Source organism: Dactylosporangium sp. NPDC051087 (assembly GCF_055586325.1).
Map to the genome: position 1 here is coordinate 226,754 of NZ_JBVJIJ010000018.1, position 23,155 is coordinate 249,908.

25 protein-coding genes and 1 pseudogene are annotated in these 23,155 nt (G+C 74.3%); 14 read left to right on the forward strand and 12 right to left on the reverse strand.

The genetic code is table 11. The annotated features are described in order from the left end of the window. Positions 1 to 4 precede the first annotated feature (4 nt). A complete protein-coding gene (locus ACZ6TV_RS32095; RefSeq protein ID WP_465301039.1) occupies positions 5 to 1,483 on the reverse strand; it encodes a hypothetical protein in 1,479 nt (492 codons plus the stop codon). Beyond that, positions 1,480 to 2,196 carry a hypothetical protein gene (locus ACZ6TV_RS32100; RefSeq protein ID WP_465301040.1) on the reverse strand — a complete coding sequence of 239 codons (717 nt, stop codon included), beginning with the start codon at positions 2,194 to 2,196 and terminating at the stop codon, positions 1,480 to 1,482. Before ACZ6TV_RS32100 ends, ACZ6TV_RS32095 begins: the two co-directional genes overlap by 4 nt. A gap of 46 nt (positions 2,197 to 2,242) precedes the next feature. On the opposite strand from ACZ6TV_RS32100, the gene ACZ6TV_RS32105 reads away from it, so the two are divergent. Then, positions 2,243 to 3,409: an OmpA family protein gene (locus ACZ6TV_RS32105; RefSeq protein ID WP_465301041.1), complete on the forward strand. Its 1,167-nt coding sequence runs from the start codon at positions 2,243 to 2,245 to the stop codon at positions 3,407 to 3,409. A 19-nt stretch (positions 3,410 to 3,428) separates the two neighbouring features. Here the strand turns inward: ACZ6TV_RS32105 and ACZ6TV_RS32110 are convergent, their stop codons facing one another. Genes ACZ6TV_RS32110 through ACZ6TV_RS32130 form a run of 5 tightly spaced genes read right to left on the reverse strand, consistent with a single transcriptional unit; the run spans position 3,429 to position 6,649 of the window. Then, the gene (locus tag ACZ6TV_RS32110; RefSeq protein ID WP_465301042.1) at positions 3,429 to 4,613 is read right to left on the reverse strand and encodes a zeta toxin family protein; all 1,185 of its coding nucleotides are present in this window, start codon (positions 4,611 to 4,613) and stop codon (positions 3,429 to 3,431) included. Further along, entirely contained in the window at positions 4,610 to 4,918 is a 309-nt protein-coding gene (locus tag ACZ6TV_RS32115) for a hypothetical protein (protein ID WP_465301043.1), read from the reverse strand. The genes ACZ6TV_RS32110 and ACZ6TV_RS32115 overlap by 4 nt, the downstream gene beginning before the upstream one ends. Further along, complete coding sequence (locus ACZ6TV_RS32120) at positions 4,915 to 5,637, reverse strand: histidine phosphatase family protein (protein WP_465301044.1); 723 nt, start codon at positions 5,635 to 5,637, stop codon at positions 4,915 to 4,917. The genes ACZ6TV_RS32115 and ACZ6TV_RS32120 overlap by 4 nt, the downstream gene beginning before the upstream one ends. After that, positions 5,634 to 6,359 (reverse strand): zeta toxin family protein, encoded by a 726-nt coding sequence (locus ACZ6TV_RS32125; RefSeq protein WP_465301045.1) that lies wholly within the window; start codon positions 6,357 to 6,359, stop codon positions 5,634 to 5,636. The genes ACZ6TV_RS32120 and ACZ6TV_RS32125 overlap by 4 nt, the downstream gene beginning before the upstream one ends. Continuing rightward, positions 6,356 to 6,649, reverse strand: a complete 294-nt coding sequence (locus ACZ6TV_RS32130) for a hypothetical protein (protein ID WP_465301046.1) — start codon at positions 6,647 to 6,649, stop codon at positions 6,356 to 6,358. The genes ACZ6TV_RS32125 and ACZ6TV_RS32130 overlap by 4 nt, the downstream gene beginning before the upstream one ends. A gap of 130 nt (positions 6,650 to 6,779) precedes the next feature. Between ACZ6TV_RS32130 and ACZ6TV_RS32135 the strand changes: the two genes are divergently transcribed. Genes ACZ6TV_RS32135 through ACZ6TV_RS32155 form a run of 5 tightly spaced genes read left to right on the forward strand, consistent with a single transcriptional unit; the run spans position 6,780 to position 12,073 of the window. After that, on the forward strand, positions 6,780 to 8,207 hold the full coding sequence (locus tag ACZ6TV_RS32135) for a M48 family metalloprotease (RefSeq protein WP_465301047.1): 1,428 nt from the start codon (positions 6,780 to 6,782) through the stop codon (positions 8,205 to 8,207). Between the two features lie 5 nt (positions 8,208 to 8,212). Next, positions 8,213 to 9,637, forward strand: a complete 1,425-nt coding sequence (locus ACZ6TV_RS32140) for a type IV secretory system conjugative DNA transfer family protein (protein ID WP_465301048.1) — start codon at positions 8,213 to 8,215, stop codon at positions 9,635 to 9,637. After that, the gene (locus ACZ6TV_RS32145; RefSeq protein WP_465301049.1) at positions 9,634 to 10,926 is read left to right on the forward strand and encodes a zinc ribbon domain-containing protein; all 1,293 of its coding nucleotides are present in this window, start codon (positions 9,634 to 9,636) and stop codon (positions 10,924 to 10,926) included. Before ACZ6TV_RS32140 ends, ACZ6TV_RS32145 begins: the two co-directional genes overlap by 4 nt. Next, positions 10,923 to 11,564 carry a hypothetical protein gene (locus ACZ6TV_RS32150; RefSeq protein ID WP_465301050.1) on the forward strand — a complete coding sequence of 214 codons (642 nt, stop codon included), beginning with the start codon at positions 10,923 to 10,925 and terminating at the stop codon, positions 11,562 to 11,564. Before ACZ6TV_RS32145 ends, ACZ6TV_RS32150 begins: the two co-directional genes overlap by 4 nt. A 26-nt stretch (positions 11,565 to 11,590) precedes the next feature. Next, entirely contained in the window at positions 11,591 to 12,073 is a 483-nt protein-coding gene (locus tag ACZ6TV_RS32155) for a PASTA domain-containing protein (protein WP_465301051.1), read from the forward strand. 1 nt (position 12,074) lies between these two features. Here ACZ6TV_RS32155 and ACZ6TV_RS32160 read toward each other — a convergent pair whose 3' ends face one another. Further along, positions 12,075 to 12,575 carry a YcxB family protein gene (locus ACZ6TV_RS32160; protein ID WP_465301052.1) on the reverse strand — a complete coding sequence of 167 codons (501 nt, stop codon included), beginning with the start codon at positions 12,573 to 12,575 and terminating at the stop codon, positions 12,075 to 12,077. 169 nt (positions 12,576 to 12,744) lie between these two features. On the opposite strand from ACZ6TV_RS32160, the gene ACZ6TV_RS32165 reads away from it, so the two are divergent. The 5 genes and pseudogenes from ACZ6TV_RS32165 to ACZ6TV_RS32185 form a co-directional block, all read left to right on the forward strand. Further along, a complete protein-coding gene (locus ACZ6TV_RS32165) occupies positions 12,745 to 13,836 on the forward strand; it encodes a glycoside hydrolase family 26 protein (protein WP_465301053.1) in 1,092 nt (363 codons plus the stop codon). Between the two features lie 84 nt (positions 13,837 to 13,920). Further along, complete coding sequence (locus tag ACZ6TV_RS32170) at positions 13,921 to 15,405, forward strand: hypothetical protein (protein ID WP_465301054.1); 1,485 nt, start codon at positions 13,921 to 13,923, stop codon at positions 15,403 to 15,405. Positions 15,406 to 15,664: 259 nt separating this feature from the next. Beyond that, on the forward strand, positions 15,665 to 16,039 hold the full coding sequence (locus tag ACZ6TV_RS32175) for a hypothetical protein (RefSeq protein WP_465301055.1): 375 nt from the start codon (positions 15,665 to 15,667) through the stop codon (positions 16,037 to 16,039). A 4-nt stretch (positions 16,040 to 16,043) separates the two neighbouring features. Further along, positions 16,044 to 17,195, forward strand: coding sequence for a PucR family transcriptional regulator (locus ACZ6TV_RS32180; RefSeq protein ID WP_465301056.1), 1,152 nt, complete (start codon positions 16,044 to 16,046; stop codon positions 17,193 to 17,195). A 166-nt stretch (positions 17,196 to 17,361) separates the two neighbouring features. After that, a pseudogene (locus ACZ6TV_RS32185) lies at positions 17,362 to 18,174 on the forward strand (TerC family protein); the annotation flags it as partial. 53 nt (positions 18,175 to 18,227) lie between these two features. On the opposite strand, the gene ACZ6TV_RS32190 reads toward ACZ6TV_RS32185, so the two are convergent. After that, positions 18,228 to 18,854, reverse strand: coding sequence for a GNAT family N-acetyltransferase (locus tag ACZ6TV_RS32190; protein ID WP_465301057.1), 627 nt, complete (start codon positions 18,852 to 18,854; stop codon positions 18,228 to 18,230). Between the two features lie 86 nt (positions 18,855 to 18,940). Here ACZ6TV_RS32190 and ACZ6TV_RS32195 point away from each other — a divergent pair, with 86 nt between their 5' ends. Next, positions 18,941 to 19,999 carry a Gfo/Idh/MocA family protein gene (locus ACZ6TV_RS32195; protein WP_465301058.1) on the forward strand — a complete coding sequence of 353 codons (1,059 nt, stop codon included), beginning with the start codon at positions 18,941 to 18,943 and terminating at the stop codon, positions 19,997 to 19,999. Positions 20,000 to 20,037: 38 nt separating this feature from the next. Then, positions 20,038 to 20,562 carry a hypothetical protein gene (locus ACZ6TV_RS32200; RefSeq protein WP_465301059.1) on the forward strand — a complete coding sequence of 175 codons (525 nt, stop codon included), beginning with the start codon at positions 20,038 to 20,040 and terminating at the stop codon, positions 20,560 to 20,562. On the opposite strand, the gene ACZ6TV_RS32205 is transcribed toward ACZ6TV_RS32200, so the two are convergent. From ACZ6TV_RS32205 to ACZ6TV_RS32215, 3 genes are read right to left on the reverse strand one after another with little or no spacing between them, the layout of a single operon-like run. Next, positions 20,546 to 21,289 (reverse strand): phosphatase PAP2 family protein, encoded by a 744-nt coding sequence (locus tag ACZ6TV_RS32205; RefSeq protein WP_465301060.1) that lies wholly within the window; start codon positions 21,287 to 21,289, stop codon positions 20,546 to 20,548. The two genes, ACZ6TV_RS32200 and ACZ6TV_RS32205, sit on opposite strands and share 17 nt — an antisense overlap. A 54-nt stretch (positions 21,290 to 21,343) precedes the next feature. Next, complete coding sequence (locus tag ACZ6TV_RS32210; protein ID WP_465301061.1) at positions 21,344 to 22,015, reverse strand: CPBP family glutamic-type intramembrane protease; 672 nt, start codon at positions 22,013 to 22,015, stop codon at positions 21,344 to 21,346. Then, entirely contained in the window at positions 21,967 to 22,431 is a 465-nt protein-coding gene (locus tag ACZ6TV_RS32215; RefSeq protein ID WP_465301062.1) for a PaaI family thioesterase, read from the reverse strand. Before ACZ6TV_RS32215 ends, ACZ6TV_RS32210 begins: the two co-directional genes overlap by 49 nt. A gap of 95 nt (positions 22,432 to 22,526) precedes the next feature. Here ACZ6TV_RS32215 and ACZ6TV_RS32220 point away from each other — a divergent pair, with 95 nt between their 5' ends. Next, on the forward strand, positions 22,527 to 23,105 hold the full coding sequence (locus ACZ6TV_RS32220; RefSeq protein WP_465301063.1) for a DUF4232 domain-containing protein: 579 nt from the start codon (positions 22,527 to 22,529) through the stop codon (positions 23,103 to 23,105). The last annotated feature ends 50 nt before the right edge of the window (positions 23,106 to 23,155 follow it).

Below are 23,155 nucleotides of genomic sequence, written 5' to 3' on the forward strand. Positions count from 1 at the left end.
CGGCTCAGTCCGCGCGGTGCGAGCCCCGGCCCTCGTCGTCCGGGTAGTGGATGTGCACCGTGGCCTCGTCGTCGAGGCGGTTGACGGCCACCGTCGGCTCGTCGTCCGCGGGCCGCCGGGGGTGGTACACGGTCCCGCCCCGGTCGTCGTAGCCCCGCTTGCCCGAGTAGGTCGCGCCGCCGTCCCAGCGGGTCGTCGGATACACCTTGGCGGTGCCCTTGTCCCGCTTGCCGGCGCCCGGCCCGGCCGGCTCGGTCTCCAGCGGGGTCTCGACCTTGAACTCGCCGGGGATCGGGTCCGCCGACGCGCCGCGACCGCCGACGAGCCGCCGGAACCAGCCCTGCTCGCCGTCGTGCAGGAGGCTGCGGGCGATGACGACCACCTCGGCCTTCAGCCGCATCGCCGCCGCCTTCGAGCGCTGGATCTCCTCGGTGTACTGGTCGACGCGGGCCGCCCGCAGCGCGGTCAGCTCGGTGTGCAGCGCGTCGGCCTCGGCGGCGTCCCGCCGGAGCCCGGACAGCCGCGGCCCCCGCCGGCGGATCTTGCGGTCCGCCCGCTTGAACTGCTCGATCTCCGACCGGGGCCCCAGGTATCCGGCGGCGAGGGCGATCGCGCCCGTCAGCAGGTACAGCAGGCCCATCATCGAGGCGTTCAGCAGCGCCTTGTCGTCGGCGGCGGTCGCGGTGCCCGAGGCGATGAAGGCGTCCACGGCGCTGACGGCGACCGGGGCCGGGGCGAAGATCCGGACGAGGAACGCGCCGATGCCCATCCCCGCCCACGTCCCGGTGAGCGACCAGCCGCCGAGGCTCTGGCTGAGCCGCCGCCGGCGCAGCCGGTTCTTCTTGAAGAAGGTGCCGGCCAGGTGCGCGACGTACGTCGTCGCCCCGGTCAGCGCGACCACCAGCGGCAGCACCATGGTGTCGTCGGTCAGCCGCTCGACGACCTGGCGGAACGTGATGAGGTCCGCGACCATCGCCAGGATCAGCACGGCGTAGAGGATGATCCGGCCGCCCCAGTTCCGCCCGGCGAACTCGCCGACGTTGCCGTGCTGGTAGCCGTCCTCCTCGACGCCGTCGGACCCGGCCGGCATCGACGTGTCCCGGTCCTCGACCTCCCGCATCGCACCGCGACGCTGGTAGGCCAGCAGGTTGATCGCCTCGTCCAGGCGGTCCGACTCGTCCTTCCACTGCGCGCGCAACCCGCCGAGCTTCGCCTCCAGCTTCCCCAGCTCGACGTCCTCGGCCTTGCGCTGCCGGTCGATCCCGACCTGCAGCTCGATGATGTGCGACTCGATGACCTGGCCGATCGCCTCGATGGTGGCCGGGTCGTTGCGCTGGCGCCCGCTGTGGACCAGCCGCTCCACCCGCGTGCGCAGCTCCGCCTCGCCGGTCATCGGCAGCACCCGGGGCTTGTTGAGTTTCGTCAGCTGACGGCCGATCCGCGCGAGCTTCACGGATCGCAGCCACTCCTGCCAGTGCTTCACGCTTGCTCCAGCTCTCGGGACGGGTCGTCGGTCGGGCCCAGGTCACGCACCCACGCGGGGAGCGGGACCTCGGACACGGTCAGCAGCGGGTAGAGGGTCTTGCCGTCCGGGTGGTTGCGGGCCAGCGCGTCGAGGTAGGTCGCGATGCGCCGGTGGTAGAGCTCCGCGATCCGGCGGGCCTGCACGACGAACGCGGCGAGCGCCTCGTCCCGGCGCCGCGCCGCGTCGGCGTGCTGGGCGCGCCGCTGCCGCAGCAGGTCACGGGCGGCGTCGGCGGCCTCCTGCGCCAGCTTGATCCGCCGGGACCGGGCCACCTCGCGCCGGTCGCGCAGCATCCGCTGGTCCCAGGTCTGCTCCTCCGGGTTGCGGGGGCGCAGCTCGTCGTCGGTGAGCGCGGCACCGGCGGCGGTGACGTCCTCCTGCCGGCGCCGCAGGTCGTCGCGCGCCTCCACGATGTGCCCGGCGAGCTGCGCGAGCTGCTGCGCGGCCTCGCGGCCGGTGCGCTGGAACATCGGGTAGAGGGCGTGGATCTCGCCGTCGCTGTCCGCCAGCAGTTTCTTCTGATAGCCGACGGTCACCTGCCCGCCGCTGTCCTGCGTCAGGCGGCGGACCTCGGACAGCGCCGGAATCCGCTGCTCACCGTCGCGCCGGCCCCGCAGCTCGTCGTCGCGCCGCAGCAGGGCTGGGTACGTCGTGTCCTCGGTGGTCGCCATGGGCTGTTCTGACGGACGCGGGGATGCGGTCCGTCAGCAGACGGCCATGAGGCTACCCAGGTCCCTGCGACTCGCCGCGCTGGCGATGTGCGCAACGCTCGGCATGACCGTCACCGCCGGCTGCGGCGAGCTCCGCAAGGCCGTCATGGGCGAGGAGTCCACGTTCACGTGCCCGAAGCCCGCCCACGCCGGGCTGGCCATCGCGGTCGGCGCCCGCGCCAACAGCCCGGCGCCGGCGATGTCGGCCGAGGTCCGCAAGCTCATCGCGGAGACGATGCAGGGCTGCGGCAAGATCACGGTCGTCCGGGTCGACGGCCGGCCCAGCGTCGCCGGCGACCGGGTGTTCGCGCCCACGGCCAAGACCAAGCAGAACTCGGACATCGAGCAGGCCGAGTTCCTCAAAGGCGTCGGGGAGCTGCTCACGACCGCGGCCAAGGCGGTCGAGCCGGAGGCCAACGTGCTCGGCGCGCTCAGCGTCGCCGCCGGCGCCGCCGGGCAGGGCGGCACCGTCGTGCTCATCGACTCCGGCGTGCAGACGACCGACCCGATGGACCTGCGCACCAGCAACCTCCCGGCGAAGAAGCCGCAGGTCATCGCCGACGCGTTGCACCGCGACAAGCTGCTGCCGGACCTCACCGGCCGCACGGTGATCCTGTCCGGGATCGGCTACACGGCCGCGCCGCAGGCCCCGCTCGACGACCGCAACCGCAACTTCCTGCGCGACCTGTGGCGCGAGATCGTCATCGCCGCCGGCGTGAAGGACCCCGTCGTCCTGCCCGACCCCAACACCAGCGCCGCGGTCCAGTCCAACCCGCCGGTCGGCGTCGTGGCCTTCCCGGCCGGGGCGATCCTGCTGGAGTGCAACGCCAACTCGACCCTGCCGGACGACGGCGAGGTCGGCTTCATCCCCGACCAGGCCGAGTTCCGCAACCCGGACGCGGCCCGCAACGTCCTCAAGGGCCTCGCCGGCTTCCTCACCGCCAACTCCCGCGCCGTCGTGGAGATCCAGGGCTTCGTCGCGCACTACGGCAAGGGCGACCTGTCGCAGCGCCGCGCCGACCGGGTGAAGCAGGAGCTGGTCTCGCTCGGCGTGCACAACCCGATGACCGCGAAGGGCATGGGCTGGGGTCCGCACCCCAACCCGACCGCCCCGCCGGACCCGAAGTACGACCAGCTCAACCGCCAGGTCGTCATCTCCATCAGCTGCCCCTGAGCGGCTCGGCGGCGCCGCGTCAGCCGGGCTCGGCCGCACGTTCGGGGGCGGGCCCCGGCGGCTCGGCGCCGGGGCCGGGCTCGGGTCGCGGCCGGTCGAGGTCCTGTGCGTGGGCCTGGATCCGGTCGAGCGCCGCCCGGGCCAGCCGGATGCGTCCGACGGCATCGTCCAGGGCCCGCTGCCCGGTGGGATCGGCGTCGTCGACGCCCTGCTCCGGCGCGGGTTCCGCCACGTCGGACGGCCGCGCCGGTACGGCGTCCGCGGTGTCGGACGTCCGCGCCGGTCCGGCGTCCGCGGTGTCGAGCGCCCGCTGCGGTGCGGCGTCCGCCGGTGGCCCGGCGCCGCGGGTGTCGTCGCGCAGCAGCGGCCCGGCCAGGCGGTCGATGTCGTCGAGCTCGGGCCCCCACTCCTGCCCGCTGCGGGCCCGTTCCCCGGCCATGGCCCGCCGGTACGCGGCCCGCTCCGGCTCCGTCCAGGGCCGCGTCCGCTCCTGCTCGACGGCCGCCGCGAGGCCCGCCGGCGCCTGCCACCCGCCGTCCGCGCCCGCGTGGTTGGCGTAGACGGCCTCGCCCGAGCGGCGGAACGCGAACGCGGCGTCGGCGAGACCACCCGCGTCGACAGCGGCCGCGCCGCGGAGCACCCCCTCGGCGCACGCGTCGTGGCCGGCGGGGGAGACGTACCGGCCCTGCCCTGACCGCTCGACCTCGTCGTGGTAGCGGGACAGGACGCCGAGCCGGCTCAGCGCGGGCGGGACGGCGGCCAGGGCCACCTCGACCCGGTAGCCCCCGGCGCGGAAGGCGGCCGCGATGTCCTCGAACTCCGACGGGTCCCGCATCGCGGACTCCAGCACCACGTTCTGGCGGTTCTCGACGGCGTACCGCTGGGCCTTCGCCCACCACAGCTCGCCGTCGGGGCGCACCTTGGCGCTCGCGGTGGCCGGGTCCTCGGCCTGCCAGCGGGTGAAGCCGGGGTGCATCGGGTTGTAGAGGTCCATGTCGATGTTGGTGTACTCGCCCGGCCCGCCCAGCGCCCGCCTGACCATCTTGGTCATCTCGGTCTTCCCGGCGCCGGTCTGCCCGCCGACGATGACGGCCACCGGGTGGTCCCTCGACGGCGGGCCGGCGAGGAACGCCGGGACGATCCTGGTGCGGAAGATCTCCTCGTTCATCTCCTCGGGAAGCTGCGAGGGCGGGGGGACGGTCACCGCGCCCGGGCCTCGCGCAGGAAGGCGGCGCTCGCCGCCTGGACCTCCGCGACGCGGGCCCGGTCGCCGGGGTCGAGGGTCCGCACCAGCCGGGCCGTCTCCGCCTGCGCGGCGAGCGCCGCGGCCAGGGCCTCGGGGTCCCGCGGGTCGGCGTGCTCGAGGTCCCAGATCCGGGCGGAGTGGACGCCGAGGACCTGCAGCAGCAACCGCCGGGTGAGCTCGAACTCCTCGTTGGCGTCGGGGTCGTACGGTCCCGGGGTGAGGCGGGCGAGCACCGCGTCGGCGTCGGGTTCGGGTGTGGTCACGGGGTGCCCCCTGCCTCGGTGAGGTGGTCGACGGCGTTGTACCGCAGCAACCGCCGCGCGCCGCCGGTGTTGTCGAACTGCGTGATGGAGCCGTTGAGGACCGGCCCGCCGGCCATGACGGCGGTGACCTGCTCGACGGTGAGACCTTCCAGGAGGAACCGGAGCACGAGGACGATCGCGTCGTGCGCGACCACCCACGTGCGCCGCCCCGGATGGTCGCGCTCCAGGTCGGCGAGAACACCCGACACCCGCGCGGCGATGTCGTGGAAGGACTCCCCGCCCGGCGGCCGGTAGCCGAACTCGCCGGCGGCCTCGCGCCGGGCCGCCTCCGCGGGGAAGCGGGCCCGGACCGCGGCGCCGGTGAGCAGCTGGAGCTCACCCATCCGCCGGTCGCCGAGCCGCTCGTCGAGGGTCGCGTCGGGCAGCGCCACGCCGTGCGCCGCGGCCACCGAGCGGGCGACCCGCCAGGTCTGCACCGCGCGCACGTACGGCGAGCACACCACGACCTCCGGCCGCTGCCCGGGGTCCGCGGTGGCCAGCCACCGCCCGATCGCCGCCGCCTGCTCCCGCCCGAGCCCGGTCAACGCGATCCGGTCGTCCGGCCCGCTGACCCCGCTGTCGAGCAGCCCGGCCGCCTCGGCCACCGCGAACGCGGCGTTCGCCTCGCTCTGCCCGTGCCGCACCACCGTCAGCCACACGGGACCTTCCCCCTCCGTCATCGCCCGGCCTCGGCGTCCGTCCGCCGGGCGTCGGGCGCCGGCGCCCCGGGCTCGTCGTCGGCTGGCGACGGGGCCTCGACGGTCTGCCGCGCCTGCCTGACCGCCTCGGCGGCCCGGCGGACGCCGCCGAGCGTCTCGGGGCTCAGGCGCGGCCGGGGCGCCTGCGTCCCGGCTCCCGCCGCGGGTCCGCCACCGGACGCCGCTTCCGGCGCTCCCACGCCGGCCTCGGCGGAGGGCTCGGCAGAAGGCTCGGCAACGGGCTCGGCCGGGGGCTCGGCAAGGGGACCGGCCAGGGGTTCGGCCAGGGGTTCGGCAAGGCGGCCGATGCCGGCGAGCTCCTCGTGCCATTCCGGTCCTGCGCGGTCCGCGAGCCGCCGCACCGTCGCGGTGAAGGCCGCCGCCTCCTCGGCGGTCCAGGGGCGGGCGCGTTCGGCGGCGACCGCGTCGGCGGTGGCCGGAGGGTCCAACCGCTGATATCGCGGATGGTCGGGCTCGTAGAAGTCGGAGTTGACCACCACCGCGCCCCGCTCGCCGAGCCGGCGCCGCACCATCTCGGTGGTCCTGGTCTTGCCCGCGCCGGGCTGGCCGGCGACGAATATCACCGTCGGCTCGGCCTGCGGCACGCCGTGGGCCAGCTCGTCCGGGACGATGTCCTCGACGAAGATCCGCCGGGACTCCTCGTCGGTCAGCAGGTGCCGGCGCGGGTCGACCGGCCCGGTCAACCGAGACGCTCCCGCAGCTCGCGGATCAGCTGCGCGTAGTCGTGCGACGCGCGCGCGATGCCGTCGTGGTCCGTGGAGCTCAGCTCTCGACGGTCCGCGGCGCATCTGGACCGCTCCGCCCGGAGCCGCTGCGCCCCGTCCTCGTCGCCGGTCGCGCGGGCCCGGTCGATGAGCGCCGTGCAGCAGGCCGTGGCCTCACCGATGAGCTCGATCGCCACCTCGTAGCGGACGGCTTCGTCGTGGTTCCACTCGAAGGGCTCGAGCCCTCGGGCGGTTGAGAAGTCGGACATGGCATCCCCCCGGGATCCGCGCTTCGTGCCCGCATCGTACCGCTGTGTAGCTGGCGCATCGATGCCGTTACGTGTATCACTACAGTCGACGACGGGGGCGATCGACATGTATTGCGATCAGTGTGGGCTGTTGCTGCCCGCCGGGGCCGCGAGCTGCCCGCGCTGCGGCGCGCCGGTGCCGCCCGCCACGACGCCGCAGCCGGCACCGCAGCCGGCACCGCAGCCGGCACCGCAGCAGGCACCGCAGCCGGCACCGCCGACGATTCCGCGGCAGCGGCCGCCGCTCGCGCATCCGCCGGCCGTCCAGCCGCCGGTGGTGCCGGCGCCGCCGGTGGTGCCGGAGCAGCGGCCGCCGGTGGAGCGGTCGTTCGTGCCGGCCGGGCCGCTCGGGCGGGGGCCGGGAGTGCGGGCGTGGCTCGGCGCGGTCGTCGTGCGCAACCTGCGCGGCACCGCGGCCGGCATCTTCGGCGCGTGGTTCAACGTGCCGTTCACGGTCATGATGGCGGCGGTCGGGGCGTTCGTCGGCGGGATCGTCGGGCTGTTCAACGGGTCGTTCGCCGGGCCGCAGGTCGTCGCGCGGGTCGACAGGGTGCTGCAGTGGGTGCTGCCGCTGCCGATGAGCGCCGGGGAGCTGCTGCCGACCGCGAGCGCGCAGATCGGCGGCATCATCGGCGGGATCCTCGGCGCGGTCAACGGCGGCTGGACCCTCGGCTGGCTGGCGTTCGCGGAGCCGTGGCGGCGCATGTACCAGGCCGACGCCCTGTGGCCCGTGTCGTTCGCGATCGGTCAGGTGCTGGTCGCGGTCTTCGTCGGCGCGCTCTACGTGGCCTGGTCCACGGCCACGGAGGCGGTGCGGCTGCGGGTGTCCGGGGCGCGGCGGCTGTCCCGGCGCGAGGAGGAGTGGCTCATGCCGATGGTGCACGAGGCGGCGGCGCGGCTCGGGCTGCGCACCGTGCCGCGGATCCTGATCGACGACCGCCGCGAGGCGAACGCCGCGGCGGGCATCCGGCACATCGTCGTCAACCAGGGCCTGCTGGAGCAGCTCGACCACGACCGCGACCAGGTCAGCGGCGTCATCGCGCACGAGCTGGCGCACTGGCGCGACGGCGACGCCATCGCGCTCGCCTGGGCCAAGGGCGTCACGCTGCCGCTCTACCTGCTGTACGAGCTGGCGACCCGGCTGCTGCGCACGGTGCGGAACCGCCCGCTGCACTACATGATCCGGTTCCTGTTCTGGTCGGTGATCGCCACCACCCGGTACTTCGTGATCCCCGTGCAGGCCGGCACGTGGCGCGCCGCGGAGTTCCGGGCCGACGCGGCCGCCGCCCGGGCCGGCTACGGCGCCGGGCTCTACCAGGCGCTGACCTACCTGCGGCACTCGTTCGACGGTCAGCGGTCCGGCTGGGACGCGGCGATCCTGGCCACCCACCCGCCGACCGAGCTGCGGCTGGAGGCCCTCGAGCAACCCGGTCGCGGGTACCCGCTGAGCAGCCGCCAACCGATGCTGCGCGGGCTGCCGGGCTGGGCGCCGTCCTCGACCGTCGACCGGGACCGGTGACCACGATGACCCAGCCGATGCCGCTGCCACCGTTCACCGTCGAGCCCCGCCGGCAGGTCTACCTCGGCCTCGACCCCGGCGACGGGCTGCGCCGCTGCTGGTCCGGTCCCGAGGACTCCGTCGGTGTCATCGGGCCGCCGCGGTACGGCAAGACGTCCGGCCTCATCATCCCGGCGCTGATGAGCTGGGCCGGGCCGGCCGTCGCCACCTCCACCCGCGGCGACCTGCTGCGCTTCTGCGGCGGCCGGCGGGCCCAGCTGGCCGCGGCCCGCGGCGGCCGGATCTACGTGTACGACCCGTTCGGCTCCGAGCCGGGTGTCGGCGGGCTGCGCTGGTCGCCCCTCGCGGGCTGCGCGGATCCGGCGGTCTGCTACCGGCGGGTCGCGGCGATGACCGGCGTCGCCGCCCGTGGCGTCACCGACGGCGAGCACTGGCGGACCGGCGCCGCGGTCATCCTGCGCGGCGTCTTCCACGCCGCGGCCGTCGCCGGCGCCGACCTCGCCCAGGTCCGCCGGTGGCTGGCGCAGCAGGACGTGCGTACCCCGGCGGACATCCTGCGGCACACGGACGGCGCCGCCGCCGGCTGGGGCGACGACCTGCAGGCGATCGAGCTGATCGGGGAACGCGAGCGCGGCAGCTTCTTCTCCGTGGCCCGCAACTGCCTCGACGCGACCGCCGAGCCGACGGTCCTCGCCTCGACCGCCGTCACCGACCTGGACCTCGACCATTTCCTGGCGACCTCCTCGACGCTGTTCATCGTCGGGCCGTCACACCACCAGGACGCGATCGCGCCGCTGATCGTCGGGCTCGTCGACTCCGTCGCGCAGCGCGCCGCCGAGCTCGCCGCGCGCAGCCCCGGCGGGCGGCTCGCCGACCCGCTGCTGCTGGCGCTGGACGAGGTCGCCAACATCGCGCCGCTGCGCAGCCTGCCGAGCCTCGTCAGCGAGGGCGGCGGCCGCGGCATCATCACGCTGTGGGCGGTGCAGTCCCTCGCCCAGCTGCGCGCCCGGTACGGCACCGACGAGCAGCAGGCCATCCTCGCCGCCACCACCGCGAAGCTCATCTACGGCGGCATGAGCAACGGCGACGACCTGCGCAACATCTCCAGCTGGGCCGGCGAGTTCCGCGACCCGCAGGTCACCTACTACGCGGGCGGCGAACCCACCCCGGCGATGCTGCGCGGGCCGCGGCCCGGCGGCGGGCTGGCCGGCGACGACGTCATCGGCAGGCAGCACGCGGTCAGCGGCCTGTACCGCCCGGTGCTGCCCGTCGAGGCGATCCAGCGGCTGCCGCCGCTGCACGCGTGGCTGTTCTACCGCTCTGACGCGCCGCTGCTGGTCGAGACCCGGCCGGCGGGGCTGATGGAGCCGTACCGGCAGCTCGCCGACCTGCCGTGGGACGCCCGGCCCGGCACGGAGGTGCCACGGTGACCCTGCCCGATCCGCCCGTCCCGTCCTCGCCGTCCGGGCCGTCCGCGCCGTCCTCGCCGGTCGCGCCGTCCTCGCCGGTCGCGCCGTCTTCGCCGGTTGAGCCGGTTGCGCCGGTCGCGGTGCCGGGGCCGGTGTGCCCGCACTGCGGCGCGGCCGTCGGTCCGGCGGCCCGCTTCTGCCGTACCTGCGGCAGCCCCCTGGCCACCGGCCCGCGGCCCGCGGCGCCCGCACCGGCGCCGTCCATATTGGACCTGGAACGGCCGAAGCTGCGGCGGCGGATCGTCGTCGCCGGGGTCGCCGTGCTCGTGCTGGTCGGCGGGTACTTCGCCGCGAGCGTGACCGACCGGATCGCCAACCGGCCCGAACAGGTCGTCCGGGCGTACTTCGACGCCCTCGCCAGGAAGGACGCCGGCGCCGCCGCGTCGCTGGCCGGGTGCTCCCAGGGGCCGCTGTGCGAACCCGGCGCCCTGGCGTCCGGGTACGCGCCGCCGACAGGCCTGACCATCAAGGAGGTGCGGATCGGCGCCGCCACCGACGAGCAGCTGGCCCAGCTGCCGGACCGGGACCGGGCCGGCGTCGACGTCACGTACGAGGTCGGCGGGAAGACCTTCACCGACACGGTCGGCCTGGGCCGGGACGGCTGGTTCACCGGCTGGCGGATCTTCCACCCGCCCGGCTGGGAGATCGTCGTCGACGGCGAGCAGCTGCCCGAGGTGCGGGTCGCCGCCGCCACCGTGACCGCGCACCCCGAGCAGAAGGTCGGCGACTCGCCGGTCACCGCCACCGTGTGGGCGCCGCCCGGGATGTACACCTTCACCTACGACGGCGACCCGATCTACACCGCGGACCCGGTCGGCCTGGCCGTCGGCGGCGACGCCGGGAAGACCACGGTGCGGCCGGCCGCGCGGCTCCGCGACGACCTCCTCCCCGAGATCGACAAGCAGGTCAAGGCCCGCATCGACGCCTGCGCGAAACAGGCCACCGTCCGGCCCGACGTCGACCCGGCCCTGCTGAGCGGCAACGACTGCCCGTTCTCGGCGCGTGACCGGTACACCAGCACCCGGAACATCACGTGGAGGATCACCCGCTATCCGAAGCTGGCGCTGTCGCCCCTGCCGGGGCGGTTCGCGGCCGTCAAGACGGTCACCGAGGGCGAGGCGGTGATCAGCTACGACTACACGTTCGACATCCTGGAGCCCCGGGACTGGAAGCCGTTCAGCGAGCCCGTCCCGATCTCCGCCGGCGGCAACGTCACCATCGAGGACGGCAAGCCGCTGTGGTACATGTGAGCGACGACGAGACCGCCCGGCTGCTGGGCCGCCTCGACGACGTCGAGCGGCGGCTGGCGACGGTGATCGGCGCGGTGCGGGACCTGGCCGGCATCGCCGACGACGTCACCGCCCTGAGCACGCGGCTGACCACCGGCCCCGCGGCAGGCGCCGGGCCTGCCGCCGCGCCGAGCTGGTTCGAGGTGGACGCCGACCGGGCCGCCGTCATGCTGCAGGACCTCGCCGAGTGGGTCACCGGGATCCTGGTCCGGCACAACGCCGCCCGCGAGTCGCTGCCGGAGTGCTGGATGCTGCACGGCGAGGTGGTGGAGCTGCTGCTCGGCCTGCAGGCCACGTGGGTCGCCGCCTACCGCGACCCGGCCGCCGCCCCGACGCTCGCCGCGGACTGGCACGAGCGCCGGCTGCCCGGCGTGACCGACCGCATCCGGCGCCACCCGGGCCGTGACTGCGTCCTCGAACACCACGACGGGACCGCCGCCGGCTACCGGCTCCGCGACGAGCACCACCCGAACGACCGGATCCGGCCCGTCGCCGCTGACGCCGTCGCCGCGTACGCGCGGTGGTGGGCGACGACCCGCGGCCTCGGCCCGCAGCGGCCGCCGGGGCTGCCGGGCGGGCCCGCGCCCACGTTGCCGTGACGCGGGCGGCGGGGCAGAATCCGGCGGTGACCTCACCAGCTCAGCCGTCGCGGCGCCGGCGCGCGATCATCATCGGCGCGGTCGCCCTCGCGGCGGTCGTCGTGGCGGGCATCGCCGGATTCGCGATCACCCGCGGGGACGACGGCCCCACCGCCGCGCCCCCGGCGCCGGCGGCGAGCGGTCCGGCGGCTCCCGGCGGTACATCGGCGGCCGCGACCACCACGGGAGCGCCTCCGGCACCCGCGACCACCGCTCCGGCGCCGCCCTCGGCGACCTCCGCCGCGCCGGTCGCGGTGACGGTGCCGAACCTCGTCGGCAAGAACGCGGCGGCGGCCCGCATCGAGCTGGAGCAGCTGGGCTTCGGCGACGTGCGGTTCGGCTCGCAGGACCAGGGGGACACCGAGGTCGTCCTGCCCCAGAACTGGACGGTGACGAAGCAGTCGGCCGCCGCGGGCGCGAAGGTGCCGACGAGCACGACGGTCGTGCTCACCTGCACCCGGCGGGTGTGACTCAGGCGGGCGCCGCCGGCAGGCTGCCCCGGTCCACGAGGAACCCGCGCAGCGTGCCCTGCTGCTCGGCCGTCATGAACTGCAGCGGGATCACCGTGTACGGCACGCGGCCGGTGAACAGCACGAAGAAGCCGCGGGACTCGGTGACGCGGGTGACGTCGTCCCAGTCGAGCTCACCGCTCTCGTCGCCGCTGCGCATCGTCACCGTGTCGTCGCTGATGTCGTAGCCGCCGTCGACGGCGAGCCCGTCGAGGCGGCGGCGGGCCGCATACCGCGCCCAGACCGGGAACAGCATCGACAACACGCCCACCACCAGGATCACGGTGAAGAAGGGGCTCGCGTCGAAGTCGCGGCCGCCGATCGGCACCCACAGGCCGACCAGCCCGAGCGCGACCAGCGCGAAGCCGATGTACCGGTACTTGCGCAGGTAGACGTCGCTGAGCACGGTGGCGACCCGGGCCGCGTACGCGGGATCGGCCGGGACATCGAATCGGATGTGCACCCGCGCAACGTTACCGCCCTTGCGGTGAACGCCGGTCGGCCGACGGCACCTGGCCGGGTGGTGGACACCGAAACGGCAACCGCCGGCGAACCGGGGGCGCTCCGCACGCCCCGGAATCTTGTTCGTGTCAGGCCGCACGGGCCTGGCACACAGAAACCGGGGAGATCTTTTGACGTTCGCCACGCTGAACTCCGACCGCGTCCGTCGCGTCGTTCGCCGCCTGCTGCCGATCGGAGTGCTCGCCGCGGGTGTCCTCGCCGGCGCCGGCACCGGCACCGCCGCGTTCGCCGCCGACGCCACGGCCGCGGGTCCCCAGTGCACGGTGGACGCCAAGCTCGTCCCGACCTGCGGCGTGCTGTGGGGCGCGGCCGCCGGCGGCTTCTCCGACGTGCCGCGCGACCAGGCGCTGAAGACGTTCGAGCAGAAGACCGGCCGCACCGCCGCCATCTACCACACGTACCACAAGGGCAACGAGCTCTTCCCGACCAAGGACGAGATGGCCATGACCGCGGACCCGGCCAAGCCGCGCACCCTGATGCTGAACTGGAAGGTCGCCTACGCCACCACGTGGGCGAAGGTCGCCGCCGGCGCGCAGGACGCCCGGATCGACCGTGAGGCCGCCTACCTGAAGGCCAACTTCACCAAGCCGTTCTTCCTGGTGCTGCACCACGAGCCGGAGAACGACGTCAACCCGAAGGCCGGCTCGGGCATGACCGCGAAGGACTTCGCCGCCATGTACCGGCACACGATCCTGCGGCTGCGCGCGCAGGGCGTCACCAACGCCATCTCGACGATCGCGTACATGAACTACGAGAAGTGGAACAACTCGCCGTGGTGGGCCGACCTGTACCCGGGCGACGACGTCATCGACTGGATCGGTGTCGACTCCTACCTCAACGCGCAGCCGAAGGGCTTCCACAGCGGCGACTTCACCTCGCTGATGAACCGCACCACCGGCAACCAGAAGTCGCAGTACCCCGGCTTCTACACGTGGGCCACCACCAAGCACCCGGGCAAGCCGGTCATGGTCGCCGAGTGGGGCGTGTACGACTCGTCCGCGAAGGTCAACGGCGTCAACAAGGCCAACACGTTCGACACCGTGCTGAAGAACCTCGCCGCGATGCCCGCCATCAAGGGCCTGGTGTACTTCGAGACCGCCCGTGACCAGTCGGGCCACGACATCCGCGTCGACGACACGCCGCAGGCGCTGACCGCGTTCAAGCGCATCGCCGCCGACCCGCGCTTCGACGTCAAGCTGTAGTCCGGTTGTCCACAACCGCCTCGTTCTCCACAGCCGCCCCGGGCCTTTCGCCCGGGGCGGCTGCTGTTTTGGCAGACTGCCCCCATGAGCGACACGCCCACCGGGATCGTCATCCCCACCGTCGACGGCGCGGCGAGCACGTCCGCGCTCGGGCGGGGGGTGGTCGGCGACGCGCTGCGGTCCGTCGCGCCCGGCTGGGCCCGGGAGGCGGAGACCACGAAGGACTGGCGCGGCGACTACCTGCGCCACTTCCACCGGCTCGTCGAGGCCGGCCTGCCGTCCCGCGAGGCGGCGCTGACCATCGCCGGGGACGGGCTCGCGTCGTTGCGGTCGCGGATGCGGTATCGGCCCGGGCCCGCCGCCGAGGAGCTGCCCCTGGACGACGCCTTCGACGCACCGTCCGGTGCGCCGCTGCGGACGGTGACCGTCACCGGGACCGGTGAGGTGCGGCGGGAGCTCGTCGTGCCCTACCGGGGCGAGCGGCTGCAAGGGGAGAGCCTCCTGCGGCAGCTCGACCGGTGGGTCTCCGGCGGCGTCATCGAGCCGTCGTGCGCGGAGGCGGTGCGGACCGTCGCCGCCAACCCGTCCTGGCTCGCCCTTGCCGGGCGGCCCGTGATGGTGCTCGGCGCCGGGGCGGAGATGGGGCCGCTGACGGCGCTGCTGCGGTGGGGCGCCGACGTCGTCGCCGTCGACCTGCCGCGACCCGCGATCTGGGAGCGGCTCCTGGACGTCGCGCACCGCTCGGGCGGGCGCCTGCACGTGCCGGTCGCGTCAGGTGCGTCTGATGTGTCTGATGCGTCTGATGTGCCTGATGTATCGAGGCACGCCGGGGCCGACCTGCTGCACGACCTGCGGCGGGTCGCCGACTGGCTCGGGGAGGTCGACGGCGCGCCCGTGCTGGGCAACTACGTGTATGCCGACGGGCCGCTCAACGTCCGGGTGGCCGTGGCGGTGGACGCGCTGACCGTGCGGCTGCGGCAGGCGCGACCCGACCTGGCCCTCGCGTTCCTCGCCACGCCCACCGACGTCTTCGCCGTCCCCGACGACGCCGTCGACGAGTCCGGTCACCGCTATGCCACCGCCAAGGGCATCGGGCGGCTCCGGGGGCCGCTGCGGGTGATCAGCGGCGGGCGCCTGCTCGCGCCCAACTACCCGGGCACCCGTCCGGGGATCAACGACAGCCTGGTGCCGCAGCAGGGGCCCAACTACGCCCTGGCCAAGCGGCTGCAGCGGTGGCGGGCCGCGCACGAGCGCGCCGCCGGGGCGACCGTGTCGCTGACCGTCGCGCCCGCGACCCGCACGCGGAGCGTGCTGAAGAACCGGCTGCTCGCCGCGGCGTATGCGGGGGCGCACCGCTTCGGCATCGAGATCTTCGAGCCGGCGACCAGCAACACGCTCATGGCGGCGCTGCTGGTCCACGACCTGCACGTCGTGCGGCCCGCGGCGGCCCACCCGTGGGAGGACGAGGCGTTCGCGGCGGCGCACGGGGGGCTGTGGCGGCAGCCGTATGCGCCGCGCAGCGCCCTGGGGATCGCCGTTCTCTTCGGTATCGGCGTCGCCCGCGGCTAGCGTTGTGACCTCGGCTTCGGTGGCGGCTCCGGCAGCGGCGGCTTCGGCTCCGGTGGCGGCTTCGCCTTCGACGGCGGCTCCAGCTTCGGCTCCGGCGCTGGTGGCGGCTTCGCCTTCGGCTTCGGTGGCGGTTTCGCCGTCGGCTTCGGTGCTGGCGGCGGCTCCGGTTTCGGCGTTGGTGGCGGCTTCAGCTCCGGTTTCGGTGGCGGCTTCGGCTTCGGCTCCGGTTTCGGTGGCGGCTTCGCCGTCGGCTCCGGCGTTGGCGGCGGCACCGTTTTCGGCACTGGTGGCGGTTTCGGCTCCGGTTTCGGCGTTGGTGGCGGCTTCGGCTCCGGCTTCGGTGCTGGTGGCGGTTTCGGTTTCGGCGGTGGTTTCGGCGTTGGTGGCGGCTTCGGTTCCGGTTTCGGTGGCGGCTTCGCCTTCGGCTCCGGCGTTGGCGGCGGCACCGTTTTCGGCGCTGGTGGCAGTTTCGCCTTCGGTTTCGGCGTTGGTGGCGGCCTCGGTTTCGGTGGCGGTTTCGCCTTCGGTTCCGGTGCTGGTGGCGGCTCCGGTTTCGGCGGTGGCTTCGGCCCTGGTGGCGGCTTCCGCTCCGGCGGCGGCTTCTGCTTCTGCTTCTGCTTCGGGAGGATGGTGAGGATTTGTCCGGTCTGGACCGGATCGCCGCCGCCGCGTCCAGTGATGCCGGCGGGGTGGACCCGTCGCTGCTCGGTGGCTTTCTGACCGCCGTCGTGGCGGCGACGGCCGACGGGCGGCGGCTGCGCCGCCGCGAGCTGGAGGCGTGCGCCGCGTCCGGGCGCCGGGCCGCCGTGCAGGGTGTGGCGCTGCGCGCGCTGGTGGACCTGTACCTGTCCGCGGCGTGGCGGCTGTGGCGGGACGCGCCCGACGTGGCCGCCGGGGACGCCGCCCGGGTCCGCGGGTCGGCCCTGGCGGTGCTGCGGGCCGCGGACGACGGGGTCGCCGCGCTGGTCGAGGGATTCCAGCTCGCGCGGGCCGACGTGATCCGGCTCCAGGAGGCCGTCAAGCACGACGTCATGGAGGCACTCCTTGCCGGTGGCCAGCAGGCGATCGAGGCGACCGGCCCCGCCGCCGACATCGGCCTCACCCTGACCGGGCCGGTCGCGGTGCTCGTCGCCCGGCGGCCGGCCGGCTTCGGCGGGCCGGACACGGCGGCCACCCCGGGCCGGCTCGAACGCGCGCTGCAGGGCCGGCACGGCGACGCGCAGCCGCTCGTGCTGATCCGCTCCGGCGAGGTCGTCTGCGTGTTCGCCGCGCCCGACGCCGCGGCGGTGCAGGCCGTCCGCGACCTCGTCACCCGCGAGCTGGACCTCGCCGTCCGGTCGGCCTGGCGGGGCGCGGTCAGCAGCCCCCGTATCGGCGCCGCGGCGGTGCGGACCAGCCACGACGAGGCGCGGTATGCGCTGGACCTCGCCGACCGGCTGGGCCTGGAGCAGCCCGTGGTCGACGCGCGGGACCTCACCATCTACCGGGTGCTGCTGCAGGACCTGCCCGCCGTGCACGACCTGGTCCGCAGCACGCTGACCCCGCTGACGCGGGCGCGGGGCGGTGCCGCCCACCTGGTGGAGACCCTCGACGCGTACTACGCGACCGGGTGCGTCGCGACGGAGACCGCGAGCCGGCTCAACCTGTCGGTGCGGGCGGTGACGTATCGGCTGGCGCGCGTGGCAGAGTTGACCGGCAGGGACCCGTCCGACCCTTCCGAGCGGCTCACCCTGCACGCGGCCGTCACGGCCGCCAGGCTCCTCGACTGGCCCTCGACGCCGCTCGAGTGATTGCCGGTCGTCGGCAACATACACCGGGCCGATTGTCCAGTGGCGGACGCGGACGGGACCCCATCCTCCGGGCGAGGCTTGACCCAGACGATTTGCGATCTGTGGAGGCATCATGCTCGATGTGCCGATCTGGCTGTGGGCGACGTTCGGCATCGGTGTCGTCGTCATGCTCGCCGTCGACCTCTTCGCCCACCGTAAGGAACACGTCATCGGCTTCCGCGAGGCCGCCAGGTGGAGCGCCGTGTGGGTGGCGCTGTCGCTCGCGTTCGCGGGTCTGGTGTGGGCGGTCCTCGGCGCCGAGGCCGGTGTCGAGTTCACCACCGCGTGGCTGCTGGAGAAGAGCCTGTCGGTCGACAACCTGTTCGTGTTCGCGCTGATCTTCGGGTACTTCGCCGTACCGAAGCAGTACCAGCACCGGGCGTTGTTCTACGGCGTCATCGGCGCCCTCATCTTCCGGGCGATCTTCATCGCGGCCGGCGTGGCGATCATCAGCAAGTTCACCGTCGTGCTGTTCGTGTTCGCGGCGATCCTGCTGTGGAGCGCGTACAAGCTGGTCAAGGACAACGAGGACGACTACGACCCGAGCACCAACATCGCGGTGCGGCTGGTGCGCAAGGTGCTGCCGGTCCAGGACGAATACTCCGGGGCGAAGTTCTTCGTCAAGCAGGGCGTCAAGTGGGTCGCCACCCCGATGCTCGTCGTCGTGGTCGCGATCGAGGCCGCCGACCTGGTGTTCGCCGTCGACAGTGTGCCGGCGGTGCTCGCCGTCAGCGACGACACGTTCATCGTCTACTCGTCGAACGCGTTCGCGATCCTGGGCCTGCGGGCGCTGTACTTCCTGCTCGCGGGCATGCTGGACAAGTTCCGGTACCTGTCGAAGGGCCTGGCGATCATCCTCGCCTTCATCGGCGTGAAGCTGATCCTGCAGGCGGCGCACAAGACGATCAGCACCTCGGTGCCGGAGATCCCGTCGCTGGTCAGCCTGGCGGTCGTGGTCGTCGTGCTGGCGGGCTCGGTGATCCTGAGCCTGCGTCACCCGCCGGAGGACGAGCTGGAGGGCGCCCCGGCCACCGCGGCGGACGCCCTGCCGGAGGACGCCTCGCCGGGCGCCTCGCCGGACAACGCCTCATCGGACGCCAGGAGCGACCAGATCTCGAGGTCGTGACGGATGCCCTGGTAGAGGTAGGCCTCGCGGAGCAACCCGTCCCGCCGCATGCCGAGCCGCCGGGCGACATCGCCACTCGCGATGTTGTCCGGCCGGCAGTGCCACTCGACGCGGTGCATGCCACGGGCACGGAACGCCCAGTCGATCAGCCGCCGCACGGCCCGGGTGACGAGACCCTTGCCCTGGCCGGCCGGCTCCAGCCAGCAGCCGATCTCGCAGTGGCCGGAGCCGGCGTCGAAGGTCACGAACATCGTGCCGCCGACCAGGGTGCCGTCCAGCCAGATGCCGTAGATCCGGCCGGCGTCGCGGGACTGGAGGTCGGCGTACCGCTGCAGCGTCGCCCGCGCCGAGTCCAGGTCCGTGCTGATCCCGGCCCACGGGATCCACGGGTCGACGGTGGCGCGGGCGCGGTCCATGTGGGCGAGGAACTCGGCGGCCTGCCACGGCTCCAACGGCCGCAGCTGCGCTCCCTCGCCGAGGGCGACACTGAACATGATCTCCACGCTAGCCGGTCCCGGTTTTCGCCCGGGGGTGTGGCTTCGGTGCGGGAGCTGGCGACGGGTGGGGGAGACTGCAGGGCATGAGCGACACCTCTCTTCGCGTCGGGCTGGTCGGATACGGCACGGCGGGCTCCGTGTTCCACGCGCCGCTGATCAGCACGACACCCGGGCTGACGTTGAGCGCGATCGTCACCGCCAACCCCGAACGCCGGCAGGCGGCGGCCGCGTCGCATCCGGGCGCCGAGCTGTTCGGGACGGCCGAGGAGCTGTGGGCGGCGGCGGGGAGCGTCGACGTGGTGGTCGTCGCGTCGCCGAACCGGACCCACGCGCCGCTCGCGCGGGCGGCGCTCGAGGCGGGGCTGCCGGTCGTCGTGGACAAGCCGCTCACGGCGACCGCCGACGAGGGCGCGGCGCTGGTCAGCCTGGCGGCCGAGCGCGGGCTGCTGCTCAGCGTGTATCAGAACCGCCGGTGGGACGGCGACTTCCTGACGGCCCGGCGGCTCGTCGAGGAGGGGACGCTGGGGCGGGTGCTGCGCTTCGAGTCGAGGTTCGATCGGTGGCGGCCGGTGCCGAAGGGCGGCTGGCGGGAGAGCGGCGACCCGGCCGAGGCCGGCGGCCTGCTGTACGACCTCGGCAGCCACCTCGTCGACCAGGCCCTGCAGCTGCTGGGACCGGCGACCGAGGTGTACGCGGAGGTGCACACCCGCCGTGCCGGGATCGACGCCGACGACGACGTGTTCGTGGCGCTGCGGCACCACGGCGACGCGCGGTCGCACCTGTGGATGAGCGCCCTCGCGGCGTCGCCCGGCCCGCGGCTGCGGGTGCTCGGGGACAAGGGGGCGTACACGAAGTTCGGCATGGACGTGCAGGAGGACGCGCTGAAGGCGGGCCGGCTGCCGACCGAGGCCGGCTGGGGCGAGGACGACCCCGCCCGGCACGGCACGCTGACCGTCGACGGGCAGGACCGGGCCGTGCCGACCGCGCCGGGCGCGTACCAGGACTTCTACAGCGGTCTCGTCCGGGCGTTGCGGGACGGCGCGCCGCCGCCCGTCGACCCGGCCGGACCGGTGGCGGCCCTCGCGGTGCTGGCGGCCGCCCGGCGTTCGGCGCAGCGGCGCGAGGTCGTCACCCTGGGATGAGCGGGAACCCGGCGGGCGGCCGCGGCGTCGGTACTGACGTGAGAACGCTGCTGCTGGTGACGCTGCTCCTCGCCGGGTGCTCCGCGGTGAGCCCGGCGAGGACGGAACAAAGGGGCACGGGGGCCGAGCCGTTGCGCGGGTTCTCGGTCGCCGTCGACGAGGCCGTGGCGCCGCGGGTGCCGTCGGTGCACCTGCGGGTCTGCGGCGGCTGGGGCTGCCACGAGCAGGACGTGCCGCTGATGATCTCCGGCCCGACCAGCGCGGCGCCCTGCGCGACGGCGACCGGGACCGGTCCGTCGGGCGCGGCGGGTGACGTGTGCGGGGTGGTGCACCTGCCGGGCGCCGGTCCGGGGTACGGGTACGCGCCCGTGCCGCAGCTGACCGCCGACCCGGTCACGGTGACGGTGACGACACCGCCGGGCGCGCCGCTGGCGGTCTCCGCCGAGCTCCGGGTCACGGCGCCGCTCGTCTGCCGGGACCCGCGGGCGTCGCCGTGCACGGACGGTGTGCCGCAGGCGACCCTGCGGATCGCCGCCGACGGGACGGTCAGTCAGCGCGGGTGACCGTGCGGGTCGGCTGCGGCGCGGTGCGCTGGTGCGGGACGGCGGCGCCGCGGTCCGGGCCCCAGCGCACGGACCGGTCGAGGATGCCGCGGCTCATGATGTACAGGCACGCCGCCCCGTTGAGCGACGACGCGACGACGTCGCTGGGGTGGTGCATGCCGCGGTACATCCTGGTCGCCGCGACACCGAGCGGGACGGCCAGCAGCAGCCACCAGGCCGCCCGCGGCACGGGGCGGGTGGCGAGCCCGCTGAGCAGCAGCGCCAGTCCACAGTAGAGCGCGACGGCGGCGGACGTGTGCCCCGACGGGAAGCTCGACGTCGGCAGCGAGCCGTCCATGCGCTCGACCGCGGGCCGCTGCCGGTGGATCGCGATGGTCGTGAACAGGAAGATCACGGCCTGGGCGCTGACGGCCGCGCACAGGAACAGCGGCTCGCGCCACCGGCGCAGGACCAGGGCGAGACCCGCCGCGGCGACCGCCGTGACCGCGACGACGGCCGGTGTACCGGCGATGGTGCTGAACACCAGCGACACGTCGTTGCGCGCGCCGCTGCGGTGCGCCTCCAGCGCACGGTTGACGCCGTCCTCGACGGTCAGCGGCCACACGCCGGGCAGCGCCCTCGTCACGAGCAGTCCCAGGCCGGCGAGGGCCACGTACACGAGCAGCACCGGCAGCAGCAGCCGGACGGCGGCCTGCCGCAGCACGGTGAGGAACGTCGCGAGGCGCATGAGCGGTCTCGTACCCGGCGGCGCCGCGCGCTACGCGCCGGGGCGGGCGGTCCCTCAGGCGCCGTGGTAGAAGAAGCCGCCCAGCCCGACGGTGAAGATGAGCAGGCCGTAGGCGGCGTGCTCGACGGAGACCGTGAACAGTGAGCGGGACGTCTGGTAGCGGCGGGCGAACAGCCAGCCGCCCGCCAGGGTCAGCACCACGGCCAGGACGTTGCCGAAGATGACGTGGGCGAAGCCGAACGCGAGGGCGCCGGCGAGCGCTGCGGAGCGCGGCCCGGGGAACAGCGGCGCGTAGCGGTGCAGCAGGAACGCCCGGTACAGCAGCTCCTGCGGGTAGACCGACGCCAGGGGGTAGAAGACGACGATCAGGGCCCACAGCAGCGGACGCTCGCGGGGCAGGTCGAAGAGGCGGTCCGGGGCGAGCCACGCGACCAGGCCGGTCATCGCGGCGGCGGTGCCGAGCCACAGGCCCAGCATCGGCTTCCACGAGTCGCGCAGCGCGCCGGGGCGCCACAGGTCACGCCGGTCGAAGCCGTCCTGGCGGCGCAGGTGGATCGCGGCGGCGACGGCGAGGACCACGAGCACCGGGATCGGCCCGCCGGGCGGCTTCAGCAGGGCGTACACGGCGATGAGGACGAAGAACACGAGGCCGAACTCGGCCGCGAGGCGGACCCGCGTCAGGCGGCCGGTGCCCGCCGGACGCTCCAGTCGAAGCTGCCCTGGCACACCACGGCTCCTGTCTCGTCGGTGATGTCCGTGGTCGTGGTGACGCGGACGCGGGTCGCGGCGCCGATGAACACCTCGGCGAGGGCCTCCCGGGCGTCGGGGTCGACGCGGCAGGTGGCGGTGAGCCGGCCGCGGGCCGGCGCCAGGAACCGCAGCGTCGCGGCCGCGCCGAGCGGGGTCACGCCCTGGAACGCCTCGCCGGTCGGGCACGCGGAGATGATCGCGGCGAGGCCGGCCGCGTCGACGAGGGTCACGAGGCCGCTGGAGTGCAGCGAGCCGATCACGTTCGCGAGGGCGGGCGGCGCCGTCACCGCGACCACGCCGAGGCCGTTGACCGCGCGCACGACCTCGAGTCCCACGGTGCGGTGCGCCGGGATCGGATCCAGCAGCGACCGGGCCAGCGCGGTGGCGTCCATCCCGCCGATGCTGCGGCATCAAGATGGCCGCAGGTTCACCAAAGCTCCACGGGTTCCCCACGTTCCGGTGACGGGGGTACGGCATCATCGGCTGGATGAGAGCACGGTGGCTGACGGTGACGGCGCTGGTGGCGGCGCTCGCCGGGTGCGGCACGACCCCCGCCCATCCGGTCGCGGCACGGCCCGACGTGTCCGTCCCGGCCGTCGTGGAGCCGGTGTCGCCGTCGGTACCGGCGCCGCAGACGACATCCGGGTGCCTCGAGCCGGGCGTGTCGCTGTCGGTCGGTGAGGTGGACGCGGCGATGGGCCTGCGCGCGTTGGGGGTGACGCTGCGCAACTGCGGCACGGCCGTCTACACCGTGCGGGGCTACCCGGCCGTCGAGATCCTCGACGCCGGTGGGAAGGTCCTCGACGTCGAGGTCCTCGACGGCACCGCGAACGTCGCGACGATCGAGCAGTACGAGGTCGCCCCGAAACGCGTCGAGGTCCCGCCGGGCGGCAGCGCCCACGCGGTCCTGGTGTGGCGCAACCTGACCACCGACGCGGCGACCGTGGCGAAGGGCGCGTTCGTGAGCGTCTCGCCCGCCGCGGGACAACCACGTCACACGCTGACGCTCATGACCGACCCCGGCAACACGGGCAAGATGGGCGTCAGCCCGTGGATCGCCGGCTGACCTCGTCCGTCAAGCCTGCGCTGAACGGCTGAACCTGAGGGGGACTCCCG

Bases quoted from the DNA above. Each gene is read 5' to 3' on its own strand.
- ACZ6TV_RS32205 (WP_465301060.1), bottom strand. From the start codon at position 21,289: ATGCGCCTCGCGACGTTCCTCACCGTGCTGCGGCAGGCCGCCGTCCGG.
- ACZ6TV_RS32190 (WP_465301057.1), bottom strand. From the start codon at position 18,854: ATGTTCAGTGTCGCCCTCGGCGAGGGAGCGCAGCTGCGGCCGTTGGAG.
- ACZ6TV_RS32140 (WP_465301048.1), top strand. From the start codon at position 8,213: ATGACCCAGCCGATGCCGCTGCCACCGTTCACCGTCGAGCCCCGCCGG.
- ACZ6TV_RS32220 (WP_465301063.1), top strand. From the start codon at position 22,527: ATGAGAGCACGGTGGCTGACGGTGACGGCGCTGGTGGCGGCGCTCGCC.
- ACZ6TV_RS32105 (WP_465301041.1), top strand. From the start codon at position 2,243: ATGAGGCTACCCAGGTCCCTGCGACTCGCCGCGCTGGCGATGTGCGCA.
- ACZ6TV_RS32100 (WP_465301040.1), bottom strand. From the start codon at position 2,196: ATGGCGACCACCGAGGACACGACGTACCCAGCCCTGCTGCGGCGCGAC.
- ACZ6TV_RS32195 (WP_465301058.1), top strand. From the start codon at position 18,941: ATGAGCGACACCTCTCTTCGCGTCGGGCTGGTCGGATACGGCACGGCG.
- ACZ6TV_RS32130 (WP_465301046.1), bottom strand. From the start codon at position 6,649: ATGTCCGACTTCTCAACCGCCCGAGGGCTCGAGCCCTTCGAGTGGAAC.
- ACZ6TV_RS32170 (WP_465301054.1), top strand. From the start codon at position 13,921: ATGAGCGACACGCCCACCGGGATCGTCATCCCCACCGTCGACGGCGCG.
- ACZ6TV_RS32120 (WP_465301044.1), bottom strand. From the start codon at position 5,637: ATGACGGAGGGGGAAGGTCCCGTGTGGCTGACGGTGGTGCGGCACGGG.
- ACZ6TV_RS32215 (WP_465301062.1), bottom strand. From the start codon at position 22,431: ATGGACGCCACCGCGCTGGCCCGGTCGCTGCTGGATCCGATCCCGGCG.